General features: G+C 42.0%; 18 protein-coding genes. 4 read left to right on the top strand and 14 right to left on the bottom strand.

The window, feature by feature from the left end; all coding sequences use genetic code 11:
• Positions 1-21 precede the first annotated feature (21 nt).
• Positions 22-429, bottom strand: coding sequence for a sugar 3,4-ketoisomerase (locus AC8GFK_RS00305; RefSeq protein WP_506625252.1), 408 nt, complete (start codon positions 427-429; stop codon positions 22-24).
• Between the two features lie 42 nt (positions 430-471).
• On the opposite strand from AC8GFK_RS00305, the gene AC8GFK_RS00300 reads away from it, so the two are divergent.
• Positions 472-1,443 (top strand): dTDP-glucose 4,6-dehydratase, encoded by a 972-nt coding sequence (locus tag AC8GFK_RS00300; protein ID WP_506625251.1) that lies wholly within the window; start codon positions 472-474, stop codon positions 1,441-1,443.
• Positions 1,440-2,309, top strand: a complete 870-nt coding sequence (locus AC8GFK_RS00295; protein ID WP_506625250.1) for a sugar nucleotidyltransferase — start codon at positions 1,440-1,442, stop codon at positions 2,307-2,309. The genes AC8GFK_RS00300 and AC8GFK_RS00295 overlap by 4 nt, the downstream gene beginning before the upstream one ends.
• 10 nt (positions 2,310-2,319) lie before the next feature.
• Here AC8GFK_RS00295 and AC8GFK_RS00290 read toward each other — a convergent pair whose 3' ends face one another.
• Together AC8GFK_RS00290 and AC8GFK_RS00285 are read right to left on the bottom strand one after the other, a co-directional pair.
• On the bottom strand, positions 2,320-3,846 hold the full coding sequence (locus tag AC8GFK_RS00290; protein ID WP_506625249.1) for a glycosyltransferase 61 family protein: 1,527 nt from the start codon (positions 3,844-3,846) through the stop codon (positions 2,320-2,322).
• Between the two features lie 45 nt (positions 3,847-3,891).
• On the bottom strand, positions 3,892-5,295 hold the full coding sequence (locus AC8GFK_RS00285) for a TIGR04372 family glycosyltransferase (RefSeq protein ID WP_506625248.1): 1,404 nt from the start codon (positions 5,293-5,295) through the stop codon (positions 3,892-3,894).
• A 62-nt stretch (positions 5,296-5,357) separates the two neighbouring features.
• On the opposite strand from AC8GFK_RS00285, the gene AC8GFK_RS00280 reads away from it, so the two are divergent.
• A complete protein-coding gene (locus AC8GFK_RS00280) occupies positions 5,358-6,038 on the top strand; it encodes an HAD family hydrolase (protein ID WP_506625247.1) in 681 nt (226 codons plus the stop codon).
• Here AC8GFK_RS00280 and AC8GFK_RS00275 read toward each other — a convergent pair.
• Genes AC8GFK_RS00275 through AC8GFK_RS00265 form a run of 3 tightly spaced genes read right to left on the bottom strand, consistent with a single transcriptional unit; the run spans position 6,019 to position 9,022 of the window.
• Positions 6,019-7,239 carry an NAD(P)/FAD-dependent oxidoreductase gene (locus AC8GFK_RS00275; protein WP_506625246.1) on the bottom strand — a complete coding sequence of 407 codons (1,221 nt, stop codon included), beginning with the start codon at positions 7,237-7,239 and terminating at the stop codon, positions 6,019-6,021. The two genes, AC8GFK_RS00280 and AC8GFK_RS00275, sit on opposite strands and share 20 nt — an antisense overlap.
• 7 nt (positions 7,240-7,246) lie before the next feature.
• Positions 7,247-7,801, bottom strand: coding sequence for an SIS domain-containing protein (locus tag AC8GFK_RS00270; RefSeq protein WP_506625245.1), 555 nt, complete (start codon positions 7,799-7,801; stop codon positions 7,247-7,249).
• 36 nt (positions 7,802-7,837) lie between these two features.
• Positions 7,838-9,022, bottom strand: a complete 1,185-nt coding sequence (locus AC8GFK_RS00265; protein ID WP_506625244.1) for a methyltransferase domain-containing protein — start codon at positions 9,020-9,022, stop codon at positions 7,838-7,840.
• Between the two features lie 73 nt (positions 9,023-9,095).
• On the opposite strand from AC8GFK_RS00265, the gene AC8GFK_RS00260 reads away from it, so the two are divergent.
• Complete coding sequence (locus AC8GFK_RS00260) at positions 9,096-9,758, top strand: CatB-related O-acetyltransferase (protein WP_506625243.1); 663 nt, start codon at positions 9,096-9,098, stop codon at positions 9,756-9,758.
• A 7-nt stretch (positions 9,759-9,765) separates the two neighbouring features.
• Here AC8GFK_RS00260 and AC8GFK_RS00255 read toward each other — a convergent pair whose 3' ends face one another.
• From AC8GFK_RS00255 to AC8GFK_RS00220, 8 genes are read right to left on the bottom strand one after another with little or no spacing between them, the layout of a single operon-like run.
• Positions 9,766-10,215 carry a WbuC family cupin fold metalloprotein gene (locus tag AC8GFK_RS00255; protein WP_506625242.1) on the bottom strand — a complete coding sequence of 150 codons (450 nt, stop codon included), beginning with the start codon at positions 10,213-10,215 and terminating at the stop codon, positions 9,766-9,768.
• A gap of 10 nt (positions 10,216-10,225) precedes the next feature.
• Entirely contained in the window at positions 10,226-11,275 is a 1,050-nt protein-coding gene (locus AC8GFK_RS00250; protein ID WP_506625241.1) for a zinc-binding dehydrogenase, read from the bottom strand.
• A 12-nt stretch (positions 11,276-11,287) separates the two neighbouring features.
• A complete protein-coding gene (locus tag AC8GFK_RS00245) occupies positions 11,288-11,953 on the bottom strand; it encodes a class I SAM-dependent methyltransferase (RefSeq protein WP_506625240.1) in 666 nt (221 codons plus the stop codon).
• A gap of 14 nt (positions 11,954-11,967) precedes the next feature.
• Positions 11,968-12,888 (bottom strand): transketolase family protein, encoded by a 921-nt coding sequence (locus AC8GFK_RS00240; protein WP_506625239.1) that lies wholly within the window; start codon positions 12,886-12,888, stop codon positions 11,968-11,970.
• Entirely contained in the window at positions 12,885-13,739 is an 855-nt protein-coding gene (locus AC8GFK_RS00235; protein WP_506625238.1) for a transketolase, read from the bottom strand. Before AC8GFK_RS00235 ends, AC8GFK_RS00240 begins: the two co-directional genes overlap by 4 nt.
• Positions 13,732-14,673, bottom strand: coding sequence for a hypothetical protein (locus tag AC8GFK_RS00230; RefSeq protein WP_506625237.1), 942 nt, complete (start codon positions 14,671-14,673; stop codon positions 13,732-13,734). Before AC8GFK_RS00230 ends, AC8GFK_RS00235 begins: the two co-directional genes overlap by 8 nt.
• Entirely contained in the window at positions 14,670-15,278 is a 609-nt protein-coding gene (locus AC8GFK_RS00225; RefSeq protein ID WP_506625236.1) for a hypothetical protein, read from the bottom strand. Before AC8GFK_RS00225 ends, AC8GFK_RS00230 begins: the two co-directional genes overlap by 4 nt.
• Positions 15,275-16,267 carry an NAD-dependent epimerase/dehydratase family protein gene (locus tag AC8GFK_RS00220; protein ID WP_506625235.1) on the bottom strand — a complete coding sequence of 331 codons (993 nt, stop codon included), beginning with the start codon at positions 16,265-16,267 and terminating at the stop codon, positions 15,275-15,277. Before AC8GFK_RS00220 ends, AC8GFK_RS00225 begins: the two co-directional genes overlap by 4 nt.
• Positions 16,268-16,271: the final 4 nt, after the last annotated feature.

The raw sequence follows: 16,271 nt of genomic DNA, 5'->3' as shown, positions 1-16,271 counted from the left end.
AAAGAAAAATACGGAACGTCCCTAGTCAAAGTTCTCTTCCCTCCACGCTGAGAATTCATCCCAGTCATGTATGTAGTCATTAGAGTTGTATTCAGAATCTGCCCCGACTAATATGACAGCATCAGGAGAAAAGTTAAAAAGTTTCCTCCAGTAACCAGATTTTAGAACGAGAATTTTACTGTCACAATCAAGAGTCACAACTTCTTTCTGCTTATTGGAAGAGATTTCAATGCTCACTTCACCCTTTAGCGCAACAAAAAACTGATTCAACTCCTTATGAGCATGATTTCCTCGACTCTCATCTTTGGGAACTGAATGAATCCAATAGAGGCGACGTGGATTGAACGGGAGGTCCGGGGCGTCGAGCACGCCTAAGGTTCCAGAAATTGAGGGAAAGATACCGGAAATCGTTCTCAAATCTATCTTCACCCTAAAATCATATCTTAATCATGAATCGTCTACTCTAAGAGCATGAAAATCGTGATTACCGGGGGAATGGGTTTCATAGGGTCACATTTCGTTGAACTTGCGCTTCAAGATAACCATCAGATTTTGGTCTTGGATAAAATGACTTACGCGGCAAATGATTTGAACTTGAGTTCAGCCGTGAGGGATGAAATTACCTTGAAAAAAATAGATATCTCAGATCGTGGTTCACTTGAAAATTCTCTTAAAGGTTTTGAAGATTCTGACTGTTTCGTGAACTTTGCAGCCGAGTCGCATGTAGACCGCTCCATAAAAGACTCGTCACCCTTCATTGAGTCAAATATTAGAGGCACAGTAAATCTTCTGGAGCTAGTTAAGTTAGGCTTTGCAAAGAAAATGATTCAAGTTTCGACAGATGAAGTTTATGGTTCAGCTGCGACAGAATCCTGGAATGAAAATTCTCCGCTTGCTCCAAGAAGTCCCTACTCGGCATCTAAGGCATCGGCTGAATTCTTCTGTGATGCATATCGGAATACGCATGGAGTGAATGTAGTCATTTCAAGATGTGCAAATAACTATGGCTCGAGACAAAGTGTAGAAAAATTCATTCCTACAGCCATCTCTTCAATTATCGAAAATAGAAGTATCGGCGTTTATGGAGACGGGGAGAACAGGCGGGAATGGTTGCATGTGATTGATCATTGCCGCGCGATTAATCTATTGATGAAAGAAGATAGACTGCGGAATTTTCATTACAATATTGGGGGAACGGAGCTATCCAATAACCAACTTGCAGGTGAATTGATCAAAATTTCAAAAAAATCAACTTCGTCAATCGAGTACATCCCAGACCGCTTAGGTCACGATTTTCGTTATTCAGTAGATGATGCTCGAATAAGACAAGAGCTTGGCTGGAATCCAATCTACAAACTTCATGAAGGGCTCCTTCAAACTTACGAGTGGTACCTTGGCAACCCGGAATGGGTTAAGACAAGCCAAGAAAGGTTGAGTTTATGAAGGGCATAATTCTTGCCGGGGGGCAAGGAACCCGGCTAAGGCCGTGCACATTGGCTACAGGCAAACAGCTTTTGCCTGTATATGACAAACCGATGATTTATTATCCCCTTTCAACGCTCATTCATGCAGGAGTAACGCAAGTCTTGGTTGTAACTACTCCAACAGAGTTGGATAGATTTCGAACTTTACTGCGCGGTGGGGAACAATTCGGAATTGAGATTTCGTATCAAGTACAACCCAGACCTGGAGGGATTCCTCAAGGCATTAGTCTCGCTTCTCAGTTCTTGGAAGGCGAATCTTTTTGGTTCATTCTGGGCGATAACTTATTCCATGGACCTGAATTTGGTGTAAATCTAAAGAATATTCAGTTTGAAGGTGGTGCGGTTGCTTTCGCATACCGAGTGAGTAATCCTGAAGATTACGGGGTGGTCGCTTTCAGTGACAAAGACGATTCAATTCAAGAATTAGTTGAAAAGCCATCAACCTTTGTTTCCAATTGGGCGATACCAGGAATATATAAATTCGACAATTCTGCAGTGGAAAGAGCCAATACCTTGAAACCCTCTACAAGGGGGGAATTGGAAATCCTTGATCTACTAAAGAGCTACTTTGATCATAACAACTTGGAAATCAGAAAAATTTCGCGAGGAAACGCTTGGTTTGATTTGGGAACACCTGAAAGTCTTTTTAGAGCCGCTTCATTTGTCGAATCTCTCCAATCAAGACAAGGACTTCTGATCGGTAGCCCAGAGGAAGCAGCATACTCAGCGGGAATTACTTCATCCGATCAATTCAAAAGCTCTCTATATGCATTAGGTGATTGTTCCTATGCTACTCAGGTCATGAAGATAGCCATGGAACACTGAAATATTCCATCTATTCTGAAAATCTAGATAAATTAGCCAAAACATCACGTGTTGGAGCTAAATAGACATCAAGACTTTCCCAGATTTTTCCAGAAAACAATTTATTGATTTCGACAAATTCATAATTTATGTCAAACAAGTGGGGTAAGAATTCCCAACTTGCACCGGTCGGGTACCTTAATTCAATCACAGTCGAATTAGCCGGCATGAATATTGTATTTAGCAAACCAGCACCAGATGCCGAAAAGAAAATAGATGCATTCCTAAACAACTGAATCTGTGCGTTTGCATCCATTTCACCCATCTTAATTTCTTGAAAACCAAGGGCGGACAGATTCGATCCTAAGGATTGAGAATTCAATAGACCCCGAGACTCAAACTTTTCCCTAGGGAGATAAACTCTTTGCACTGCTCCAGATTTAGTATCGAACATGCTCCTAATCCATCGCCATACCAAAAACTCATCGGAGTCAAGTACCTCCGATGGCTTCATGTCAAAGAAGAATCTTGGGTCTTGAGAAAGCGGGCTTTCGAATTGCGCGAAATGCAATAATCCAACGTCAATTGACTCATTCTTGCCAACTTTTACTATTTTTGATTCAGGGGAAATCATTCGGATTAGTCCATAGAACTGTTCCGGGAGACCACTACGAATAATTATGTTGGAACAGTTATTTCCGGAAATCCTCGAGAATGCAAGAACCCTAAGAGATTCTGAGATAAAATGGTAGAAATTTTCACCTTCAGACGAAATTAGAATTGCTTCAGACAAGTAGCCAGCGTCTCGACTCGGCTTTGGAGATGAAAACTGAGGATGAGATAGTTCACTCTCTATGTACCAAAGAGAGTTCGGTAGTTTGTCAGGACTTGTTGGGGCCTTATAACTTTCAAGGTACTGCAAGTGAACAACTCCGTCCTTGGTAATAACTGTGCCATGCAAAACTTTCGAATTCGAAAGCTGCCGGAGTTCCGTTTTTTTCCAAGTTGATTTGACAATAGAAAGCTTTCTGTCAGATTCAGAGTGTTTTGTAAAAGTATCAATATCAATATCAAAATAGCTATCGTGGTTGTCGTATGTTAAATCAGAACTTGAATATACACCTATCAAGAAGCTCAAGTCTAAACGTCTAACTGCATTGAGAGAATTGGATTGCGCTTCATAATTCCACGGGAAACCAAATCTGCCTGCGGATGTTGTGTACCACAATGTCTGCTTTTCTTGGATAACTATCTCATGAGCACTTCTCACTGATGGTTGAGAATGTGTGTAGGTTTTTGATTTAAAACACAAATGGAATAGGAGGGCTGGTCTCTTAATGAGAATTCTAAGCAAAAGTAGCACTCTTCTTCGCACATTAACTTTGTAGCCACTTTTGTAATTCACTGCGTTCAATAGTTCATCTAAGAAGTCAACTAGGAATCGAATACGATTTTGTCCGGTGTTAATTTTGGATCCACAGGTACAGGCAATTTCAGATGTGTCCAATACTTGCCGAGCCATCCTGTTTGTTGGAATCACAAGCAGGAGAAGACTCATATTTGTGCTCCTTCCTCTACTAGACACATTTGATGTGCCTTGGAATTATCGCAGCCAGTTAGGATTTTCTTCGATAAATGAGTCTGCAAAATTCCCCCAAGCAATGGATTTGAAATCTTCTCTAATTTCGCGAATTCTCAGCTGTTCAGTCTGAAGTTTACTTGAAAAACATCCGCTAACATTCGACAGAATTTCTTTGGTTGCCTCTAAAATTTCACGCGGGGAATTGCTGATTTGTGATATTCCTCGAACATTCAATTCTTTAAGGCTCATTTCTCCAAATGCGAGTCCCGTAGAGTAAAGTTCACTCAAAGAAAGTTCGTGCTTATCTCTGCCGATGTATCTCTTGGGGATATGTATGCTGCCTTTTGGTGCACGATTCGCCTGGATGCCAACGCAATTCAAATTTGTGAGCAAGGACGGTTGCCCGTAAAGGCGAGAGACCCAAGAAGGTCCCGATGCCGTGCCCAAGAAGAATAGACAGTTTGCTAAAACATAAGCGTGCAGATTTGCTCCAGCACCAATCGCTCCAACTAGGTCAATAACCATCCTAGAAGTTGGGAGTTTTCTCATTCCACGATCGCCAATCCGAATCACCCAAAACCCTTGAGAAGTGATTTCATTTACTGCATCAAAGAATGAGTCCAGCGGTTGAGTTCGGGGATCTGTAATGTCAATACTCTCCCGAACATGCAGTACAACAAATTTTGCATTTCGGGGGAGCCCCATACTCTCAAGCTGAATTCGTGCCGACTCTGTATATTCCAGGTCTAACTTCAAGAAGAAATCTTCACTGACAAGCTTCTGATAATTGCTTGAAATGAATATCGTGTCAAACAATTCATTCAAGTCAATGAAATTCGAATGGCCCCTAACTGTTCGCAATCTTTCGCTGAAGTGCCAGAAACTTGGTGCTTCACTCCATCGGGTTCCAGAAGGTTGAAACACTGGAGTGAAATTCTGGCTGACTGATTGCAACAACTGTTCATTAGGTGATTTGCCGTCGGTTATTAAATAGCGTCGCCCTTCTGGAATAACTCCAAGCTTTTGAGCCAGCACATGGTGACCGAGACAAGCGAGATGACCGAAATTCGACGTCCATTGGGTACCAAGCACTGGGGGGAAATACCCAGGGGCCGTGACTTCACTAAATGTATAAAGTTCTTCAAGGATTTCGTGTCTGATTCTGACGGCAGCATGATAATTGCCAGCTCGTGAGATTCTCTCTGCTTCAAACCAATTAATCTCTTGCAAACGATAATAGTCAAAATATTTACTTGGAAACAGACCTGAAGATACAAAATTCAATTCCTCAACTGGACTCGGCATAACTAATTTGCCGCGAATCAAACTCCAAGATAAAGTCAGCCATACTCTATTCCAGCGCGAAATCGCCGACTGTTTCAACCTTCTCAACAGGTGATTAATCCGTTGGTTGAGGCGATTCATGGATTGAATCCTACAATGCAAGTAGAGATACAACTGATCTTTAGAGAGTTGAGGCTTAAAAAGTGGATTCGCTTATTCTTTGGGATATCGATGGAACCATTCTTAACTCGCAGAGACCCCCGGGCAAGTCTCTCCACTGTCAAGCCCTAAGTAATCTGGGGCTTCCCGTCAATGAACCTAAGTTTAAGACTCCCGGGGTGACGGATTCAGAAATCCTTTCTAAGATTCTTGAACAAGAAGGGATTGAATATGACCTGGCGCTACTACGCGAGTCACTTGAGTCACTTGATAGAGAATCCGAAAGAATTGATCCTGAATCCAAGTTTGAAATTTGCCCCGGGATACTAGGATTTTTCAAGTCTGAAACTGCAAGAAGATTTACGCACGGCATCCTTACTGGTAATACACCGAAAAGAACTATGAGCAAACTTGGTGCGGTGGATTTGGTGGATACTTTTAATTCAAATTTCCTGTTTACTTGTGGTGTAGGAGAAAATCGGCAACAAATTGCAGCAAAAGCCAAGGCAGGAATTGATTTCAGAAAATTTCATTCCATAATAGTAATTGGCGATACTCCTGCAGACATCGAAGTTGCTCGAACGCTCAATGCCTACTCTGTTGCGGTTGCGTCTGGAAAATTCAATTTAGACGAACTGGCGAAATTAAAACCAGATCTTACGGTTTCAAATTTTCTAGAAAATTCCCATCTGATAATGAATTTCCTTAAACTTCGCTTGAACTGAGCCCAAGAAAATTCTCTAGAACATAATCTGCAAATGGGAAGGCAGAGGTCCAGCCTGGTGAAACTGCATTCAAAATGTGGACCGAACTTGAATTGCGTTCAACAATAAAATCATCCACCATTTTTCCATTCTGGGAATTAAGTAATTGTGCACGAATTCCTGCAGGTTCACGGTTCCAGGTTTCAACCTTGGCTGCATCTGGAACAAGTTCAATTGAATTCTTGATCATTCCCTTTGCAGTACCGTTCATTAACTGATTTGTTAGAACTTTTGAGGCGTAAATAGGATCCCTAGTCAGTAATAAGTAAAGTGATCCGAGAGACTCCATCAGTTCATTCATTTTCAATCGAGTCTTAATTGTGTATTGCTCGCGATTCAGAAGTGGTATAGCTGTTGGACCTATTTTTATCTTGCCGTCAATAGTTTGTGTGAAGTGCACCCCTAAAAATGGGCTCAAGGGATGAGGGGCGGAATAAACCAGGGTGTTTAAAGGTAATTTCTTTAGATCCGAAGATAAATATGATCCCAGTACGGGTAGAAGTTTATACTTTTCTCCCAAGCCTTCCATCTTGGCAAGTGATAAAGCGCCTGTTCCAGCGCAATTAATCAAGACACGATACTTAATAGCCTGGTTTTGGTTTATTTCGACCTTGCTGTTCCGAATAATTCTTACTTCAGAATTCAAAAAAAGTTTCCCACCGTGTTTCTGAAAATCAGAAACTAGCGATTGCAATACCAGCTTTGGTGAACCTATACAGGTATCAGGTGACCACAAGAATTTCTTGTAAGTCTTAGCTAATGGTTCAATACTTTCAAGTAAATTTTCATCCAAAAGTGAAACACGAGCACCTGAGTTCTTGGCTAACACTGCTAATCTTTCAAGCCTCAATAACTCTTCGTCATTCTTTGCTACAAGGATTTTGCCTGTCTCTAGCAGAGGCAAGTCATTGTCACGAATGTATTTCTTCAGGCTAGCATTCCCGGCTGCAGTGAATCTCGCCTTCAGGGAGTTTGGTTCATAATATATTCCCGCATGCAAAACACCGGAATTTCTAGTGCTTGCATGGCTTCCCGGGGTGCTTTCTTTTTCTACTATTGCCACTCTAAGTTTAGAATTATTTCGCAATATTCTGATGCCAATACTTAGCCCCAGAATTCCAGATCCGACGATTAAATAATCGAAAGAGGCGTCATTACTCACGAAAGATTCAGATCTTTCGTAATTGCTCAGTTATGAAGTGACATATTACGGAATGGGCATCTTCTGCTATTCCATAGTCACCTAATTCGGTTGGCACGTGAAGGCAGAGTGAAGAAATTTCTTTCAATTTCCCGCCATCAAACCCCACGAGCGATAAAGTGTCAATGCCGCTTGCGTTTGCATACTCCACAGCCTGGACCAGGTTTGGTGATTTCCCTGATGCCGAAATAGAAATTAGTAAATCTCCTGATTTGCCTAGCATCTCTAATTGGCTGCTAAAGACCTTCTCAAAGGAATTGTCGTTTGCTACCGCGGTGATAATGCTTGAATTATCACAAAGGCTTATTGCAGAACCTGGCATTCCTGATTTCGTTTTAGTTTTCCCTAAATCTATTGCAAAATGGCTCGCTGTAGCAGCACTTCCACCGTTACCGATAATGAATATGGTTCTTCGTTCATCAAGTTTCTTAGTCATTAAAGCTATAGATTCTAGAACTTTTTCAGCATCCAATTTTGTAAATGCGTCAGTCAGCCTAGGCAGATATATCGACTTTAGTGACATAAGAGTCTCTCCTTAAGTATGAACGTACCTTGAAATTCATTTGGACCATATAGATGTTACAGATCGCACTGTTTTTAAATTCATTAATTTGGGTAAAATAGAGTCTTCATACCTCCACGCAAGAATGACGACAGTGCACTCTGCAGAATTAACATCAGCTAGCGACTTCACATTTATTCCAGTCCCGGGTGCGTACTGACCTACTCGTCTCGGATTGTCATCAACCAGGAAATCGAACTCATTTTCGAGATCAAGCGTCAAAATCAATGTGGTTGATCCTATGGCTGCTCCGTATCCCACTATTTGATGCCCAAGACTGCGAGCTTTTTTAATTAAATTCTTGATACGAATGGATTCTTCTTGAATTTCTAGGTTTAACTTAGAGTATTTCTCAACATCAAAGAAACCTTGAGCCACTTCGTTTGATGCGATAGCCTCAACATCCGAGGAAGTTCTTGTACTTGCCCCTGGCTTAGCAAAAATCCTTATTGAACTGCCTTTGGATTCATTGATTATTACTCTGTCAATAAACAAGTCAAATTTCTTCAAGAAACCGATAAGGGGCGTAACTGAGAAATAATCAATGTGTTCATGATGAATGTTATCTATGACTTTCTTAGAAATGACGTGCTCAAGATACCCTGTTTCAAATACAATCACACCATCACTCGAGATTAGAGACTTGAAGGAGCTAAAAACTTCATTCAGATTTTCTACGTTTGCGAGCACATTATTTGCAATGATGATATCCATTTTTCCATAGGATTCTTCTATCTGGGTCGCGGTCTCCGCAGAAAAATAGTCATGAACGACCGTTAGCCCCTTGCTGGCCGCAATGCTGAGTGGATATTCCGCAGGATCTAAACCAATTCCGGTGTGTCCAGCGCGGCACAATTTTTCTAGCAGCGTTCCGTCATTGCACCCAATTTCGAGAATGGTTCGAGGCTTGGTCGAGTGCACATAACCAAGTAAGTCATCCGCATAACTCTCAAAATGCTTGTCCAATCCTACAGAATCACTTGTGATGTAGATGTATTCGGAATAAATCATAAATGGGTCGACGAAGTAATTAAGTTGGACGTGACCACAATCAACACAAAGGTTACACCCCAATGGAAATCTGGGCAGTTCGATTGCTAGATCTCTTTGAGGCTTGTAGAGATCACCTGCCGGAGAATCTGGGAATGTCAGAATGGCGCTAAGATTTGCAGAACCGCACAATCTACATTCCGTCAATCGGCGGCTTCGCATTTAAACTCCACTCGGGTAGTCTTGGATATCAAGGAGGCGTACGATGCCTATTGTAGCGATTAATGAACGCAATGACTCTACAGCCAATGAAAAAAAGTTACTAGATGGGACATTGACCTTATGCCCACTAGCCGAGATTCGAAATTCCTTTTTAAGTGGTCATAATGTGGTAGGAATGTATTCAACAATTAACCGATCAACCTTTGGATCATTTTCAAATATTGGGGTGAGTAGCTATATTTCAGATTCGATTGTGGATCGATTTACACTAATCGGATCTAGGGTGTCAATTGGTGGGTTTAATCACCCGCTAAGCTATCTGTCTATCGGCGCTTTTCAGTGGGGTCAAAGCCTTGAAGAATGGGGTTATTCAGAAGATTTCTCCAAGAACTTTGAAAGTGGATTACGTCCGACTAAAATTCAAACAGAGATAGGTTCTGATTGCTGGATTGGCGATAATTCTGTGGTGCTTGCTGGTACGAAGCTTGGCCACGGATGTGTAGTCGGGGCCGGAAGTGTGGTCACAAAAGATGTGCCACCTTATGCAATAGTGGTTGGAAATCCAGCAAGAGTAATCCGTTTTCGGTTTAGTGAAGATTTGATTTTACGGCTCCTGGAAACGCGCTGGTGGGAATCGGACATCGAAGAATTAGTTGGTCTTGATTTCGCTAACCCTGCGAATTTTTCCCCTAAAGAAAAGTTGTAGTTCATTGTTACCTGAAAATTGTTGAATCCTCCAGGAATGGACCTGTTCCAATTTCTATCATAGCAAATTCGGTTGACTGCACCTCAAGTGAATGCCACCTATGCGCCGCAGTAGATAGAAGCGTTGGGTTTTCTGAATCAAGAAGCACGCTCTTGACTGAAGCACCATCTTGATCAAAGGTCTGGTGTGTTGCTTTCCCGCGGATTGGGAAAATCACTTCTGGGCGATGTGGGTGCTTGTGCACTAAATCAGAATATGGGCTAACAAATGCAAGTACTGTCACCTGCATAACATCGCTAGCCAACGGATGAAGACAAAATCTTGCTTTATTCTTCTGACTCTTCCTAGCCTCCGCAAAAAGTTCCTCGAGATTCTTCTCTGAAAAATCAGTATCCCAATTTAATGCGTGGAAAATTCCCGAGGCAAATTCGATTCCTTTATTTTGAAAAATCGTCATGGCGGGAGTCTCAGAACTTAAGAATGGCTCTTCCAACGAGGCCTTCTCGCAAGGAAGTTAACGCATTGTTTATCTCCTGAAATTCAAAAGACTTTGTAGGGAAATCACTAAAATCAATCCTTTTCGCTTTTAGCAATCCCAGGAGAGCGGGTATGTCCGTATTAGGAATAGATCCGCCACCTTTTGAGCCAATCATAGATTTTCCGAAATGGAGAGGCAGAGTATAAATCTTGACCGTCTCACCAAATCGAGGAACGCCTACAAGAACTATTCTTGCCTCTGGCTGTGTACTCTCATAGCAAATTTCAATGGCTGATACATTGCCCGAGGTGTCGATTGCAACATTTGGAAGGCCCCAATCCTTGTGCGCAAATATTTGACTCAACACTTGTTCTTTACTCTCAAATAAAATTGCTCTATCCGCACCTAGCGCACGAGCCACGGCGAGCCTCTCCTGATTAATGTCCACGATTGTAACTTTCGATACATTCATAAATTTAGCAACCTTTAATAGCGTTAAACCAACTCCACCAGCTCCAAAAATAAGAAGGTGGTCCCGGAAATTGACTTTGGCCTCGTTTTCCAAGACCCCGAGTGCAGTTGTTAAAGCACATCCAAGAAGCGGAATCAGATTTGGGTTAACGTCGTTTGCATCAATCTGAGTCAACCTATTTTCAGAAACAATTGCATGTCTATTGAATGTCGTCACCCAACCAGCGTTAAGAGGTTTATCTCTCCAGGTGTAACTAGGCGGTTTTGATTCCGCTCCAGAACCTGGGCGCCAATGCATGACGACCTCATCTCCTTCTTTTACGGTGGAAACACTGTCACCAACTTCAAGAACCCGTGCATACCCCTCATGCCCAAGTAAATGAGGGAGGAATCGGTCTGGCCCTTTAACTGCATCGATTTCATTAATCTGGGCCCCGCAAATCCCACTAGTAATCAATTCTACGAGTACTTGCCCAGAGGACAACTTCTCCGGGAATTGTATTTCATCAAGAATTAAGTCTGAATTGGATGCAACCAGGATGGCAGCCTCGGTGGTTTTGATCTTCATTAGTAAGTTGAATTACTCGAAGAAAATAAATTCATAGTCACCAGTAAATCCAAACTTTTTATAAAGCCAAAGCCATTCTTCGACATCCATGATGGACTCTGCTGTCAATGCCCAGCACTCCAGATTAAACATTTCAAGCTCATTCCTAAAGCTTTCCACCATTATGTAGCTTTGATGTCCAACTCGCGCTATTTCAGACACGGCGGTTTCCAGCTCATAGACATGCAAATTATGCAAAGTTCCAAGTGAGATTACCAAGTCGAAAGATTTGTCTTCATACGGAAAAATCTCTTGTGCCTTATGTATAAATAGTTTTGCATTTAACTCTGGGTGAGAATTGGCCAATCCGTACTCCGAGATATCGAATCCATGGATTTCTAGGCCAGGTTCGATCAACTGCATTTCATATAGGAGAAACCCTTTTCCACAACCTACATCAAGGATTTTGCTTCCGGCTTTCAGCTGATAGGTATCAATCATCTGTTGGGCCGTTTTTGCCCATCTTCCCGGCATGTACTTGTAACCACCATACCCAAACTTGCGATCGCCATCCCAATATTCGGAGTCATATCTCTTGGCAACCTTCATAGCCTCTACCTTTGAGTCAATCATTCGACCCAAATAATCACGCTTCGTAGACATATGCAGGCTTGTAACAAAATTCCGTTCGATTCCCATGGGTTTATCTTAGGTTATTTCTGTAATCCGAGTATAAATCTGGACATCGTTTCGCCTGTCAGATTACTTCTCTCCAGATGGTCTATCTGAGATCCATACTTATGGCTAAATTCATTTTTTAAACTCAGTTGAACTAACCCAGTGGAATCGATGCCCGACCCGTGTAACTGGTGCAGGAATTGTGTGAATAACCCTCCAACCGGCACATGTTCTTCTGCAACAAACATTTTGGGTCTTCGAGCAAGTATTGATTTAAGCGAATCTATTCTGAGATCGTTTAGAAACGGAAAATGAGCCACTGTCACTTCAACGCCACTTTTACTGAGGATCTCTCTGGCATCAAGTGCGTGCTGAAGAACTATGCCGGTAGTGCAGATAAGGATCTCACAAGATTCATTACCAAATATTTTGGGAAGAGTGACAGGTTGTTTACTACCGCTAGTCACAATCCTTTCTCCACCTTTACCAAATCTTATATACATTGGTGAAGCATCAGATAGTGAATATTCAAGCACGGCTATCATCTCGTCAGCATCCGCGGGTGCAAATACTTTCATGCCCGGAATACTTAACATCAAAGCTAAGTCTTCAATAGCGGTGTGAGTTGGTCCAAGAGGGGCATAGACCATTCCACCTCCACTAGCCATTATTCTTACAGGAAGTTTGTGAAGTCCAACATCAATCGAAATTTGCTCAAATGATCGTCGAGAAAAAAATGTGCCTATGGTATTCAGATAAGGAATAAACCCCTCTTTTGCTAAACCGGCCGAGAACCCCACGATGTGCTGTTCAGCAATTCCCTCCATAAAAAACCTTGATGGGAATTCTTCTTTCATTGCAGAGAGTGTTCCTGCTCCCAAATCGGATCCAACGAAAACTACTCGATTATCCCTTTTAGCCAAGGTAAAAACATGATTGAGGGCAGCTTGTCTCATCTGTTTACATCCGAAATTCTCAGATTTGCAAGTTCTGAAGGCGAAATTTTAGCTTTATGGTGCCAGCGAGTTGAATTCTCGGCCTCAGCGAACCCTTTCCCTTTTATTGTATGTGCCAGAAGAAACTTTGGTTGACCCTCAGGGTGGAATGGTTTACTGAGACATTCTGTTATTGCCTCAACATCATGTCCGTTTACCTCATCAACTTCAAATCCGAATGCGCGCCATTTATCCAGAATATTTCCGAGTGGGAGGACGTTCCTGATGTCTCCCGAAGCCTGCATCATGTTGTAATCCACGATTACTTGCAAACTCCCCAAGCGATGTTTTGCGGCATGCAGAGCGCCTTCCCAAATAGAACCTTCTGCCATTTCACCATCACCTATCAGAACAAAGGTTCTCCATTTCTGATTCTTAATTCTCGCTGCTGCAGCTACACCCACTGCTACCGGGAGGCCATGTCCTAATGATCCCGTCGAAAACTCAATGCCTGGAACCTGGCCAACTTCTGGGTGTCCAGGAAATCGCGAATCGTATTTACAGAAATCCACTAATTCGGATTGATCAAAATAACCTTGAGATGCGAGCACGCTATAGAGCCCTAAAACTCCATGGCCTTTACTCAGAATAAATCTATCTCTAGATTCCAAAGTCGGTTTGGCGGGATCATGATGTAATACATTTTCATATAGTGCCCGAAGAATTTCTAGCAACGACAGTGCCGGCCCCAAGTGGCCCCGACCGCCTCCTTCCAAAGCCATTAAGACAATTTCTCGAAGTTCCCTCGATTTACCGTCGAGTTTGATATCCAGTGCATCAACTCTAAAATCTGAATCGGGGCTGTTATGCATTTATATACTCATGAAAAGTCATCAGAGGTGTGCCATCGTTATGATCTTGTAGGAAATCAAAGAAGTCGAGATACTTTTCACTCCTCCAGTATAACTTGCTGGTTTCATCATCGCTCTGGCCGCTACCTAGATTTCGCTCTGCTCTGCCCCGTGTAATTAAAGACCATTTGAGCGCCAAGGCGGGTACACATTTCTCAAGTTCTAGCCAGACTAGTTCCCAATCAACATCAATTGAAGGTTGAACCAGAGAAATTTGCGCTGCCGAGAAGTGATTCCTGGGATGTAAGAGGAAGTCGCCCCAAAGTTTTGCGAAACTGTCATAACCAAAAAATTCAAAATCGATAAAAAAGTAGTTATCGTTCTGTGCAATCATGTTGTGCGAACCTAAGTCCGACATGCTAAGTATTCGTTGACCAAAAGGAAGGCCTATATTTTTTGTGTTTCTGAAGACTTCTATCTTCTCCCGGAGTTCATTTACGTACTTGGAGTTTTTGTCCTCCAATCTATTTATTCTGCTTTGAATTTGTGCCAATAACTCTGATGGGGCGTCAATCGAATCCACAGCTAGATCGAACACATAGTTTCGTGAGGACAATTTCATAAGGCTATTCAGCATCTCTGCTATCGCTCCTAGACAAGCGTCCGTCGTGTCAGCTATTTCACCTTCAATCCAGTCATACTCAATCGCCTTTAAACTTGGGTGTGAGACGACTTGCTGTGGCACATTCTTAAATCCGTTATCGGAGAGAAAACTTAACGCTTTAGTTTCCTTCTCAATCATTTGAGATACTCTTGTTTGATCTCCTCTATATACTTTCAAAGCGCGCAATTTTTCCTGATGATTTTTGAATTTGATTACTTCGCTATTCCCTCCCACAAATCGTTCGAATATCGAAGAACTGGGAATTCCTAAGCCAGCTAGCTCTTCACTCACGTTTTTGGCTTCCAAATTTTCCTTAACTCATTAAAGTCTCGGACTGTGGTTATATTATTTTTATTTGACTCACTAGTTCCAATGAGAAAAGGAATCGTATCGATGGGGAAGAATGAATCGGCTAATACCTCAACGAGGTCGTCTATGTACCATTTAGGTCTCTGGAAGCTGATTTCCTGAATTTTCTCTACTCGCGTCTCAGCAAAATATATATTGTTTGAAGCTTTAAAAAATTTACTGAAATCCGAATTCTTTATCCACTCAAGGGCGGGAGTACGTAAATCCAGACTTCCAAATCTTGTTTGGGTGGTCCTCGTCTTGTGACTGATTATGAATAGGTTTACTCCTATTTTCGACACATGATCGAGGAACTCCATAGAACCATCCGCAGGACGAGCGAATTTCAGACCATCTAGATAGAGAAAAGATTGCGCTTCTTGCCAGGAATCATCACCTCCCAAGGATTCCCGCAGGTATCTTCTTAGATCTTGCACTGAGGTCATTTCTGGCAAATGCCGCATCCTACAGAACTCAACGACCGAAGGCCCATAATCAATTAGCGTATTGTCCAGGTCGAACCCAAAGCTTTGGGGACCATTCTTCATCCCAATCCTAATTCCTTCATTTTCTTAATGTTGAAGTATCTAGAATTTTCGAGTGGCGAATCAAAATACTCCTTGTTGAAAGCTAGGACTAAGTCCTTTATCGCATCGTCCACTTTATAAATAGGTTCAAAACCTAAGTCTTGTTTTATGAATTCGGAATCAACACGATATGAACGTAAATCATTTGTATCCTGATGAACAACTGGAATTGTAGGGCTAACAAATTGATTAACTCTTGATGCAATTTCATCAAGGGTCAAGTTATCCGAACCCACATTATAAATCTTATTCGCAATAATGTCCGAAGGTTTGGATAAAATTGTTAAGTATGCCCTACACATATCTTTAATGTGGAGATTGGGGCGATGTTGTGAACCACCGAAGACAGTAATCTTCCGGATATTTATTGCATGATTTGTCAAGATATTTACCGAGAGGTCAAATCTCTGTCTTGACGAAACTCCACATACTGTTGCCGGTCGAACAATCGTGCATACAAATTGATCATCTGCGTGTAGCAGTAGAATTCCTTCACATTCGGCTTTAAACTTTGAGTAGTCGGTCAGCGGTTCAAGCGAAAGCTCCTCTGTCACCTTGCTTTCTGACTTAACGCCATAGACCGATGAGGATGAGGCGTAAATAAATCTCTTAACTCCGGCTCTTTTGGCTGCTAGTACGATTGGCTCAAAGCTGTCCAAATTGATTGATTTTCCAAGTGAGGGGTTTAAATCAAATGAAGGGTCATTTGAAATGCAGGCTAGGTGAATCACGTCGGTAACATCCTCTAGAACTTTTTCAATAACGTTTAGATCACGCATGTCTCCCTCGACAAGTACAAGACTTTGGGATTGAAGCTGTTCTAAATGCTCTCTGCCGTACCAAAAGGTATCCAATACCCTTACCTGGTAACCATCGTCAAGCAAGAATTGAACTAGTTCTGACCCAACGTAACCAGCTCCTCCAATTACAACTACCAATCGGTTCTTCATAACT

Origin of the sequence: Planktophila turicensis (SeqCode) (assembly GCF_965234405.1) — a bacterium.
GTDB classification, from domain to species: domain Bacteria; phylum Actinomycetota; class Actinomycetes; order Nanopelagicales; family Nanopelagicaceae; genus Planktophila; species Planktophila turicensis.
Note: the sequence above shows the minus strand (reverse complement) of the source record. Positions and strands in the feature narration are given on the sequence as shown.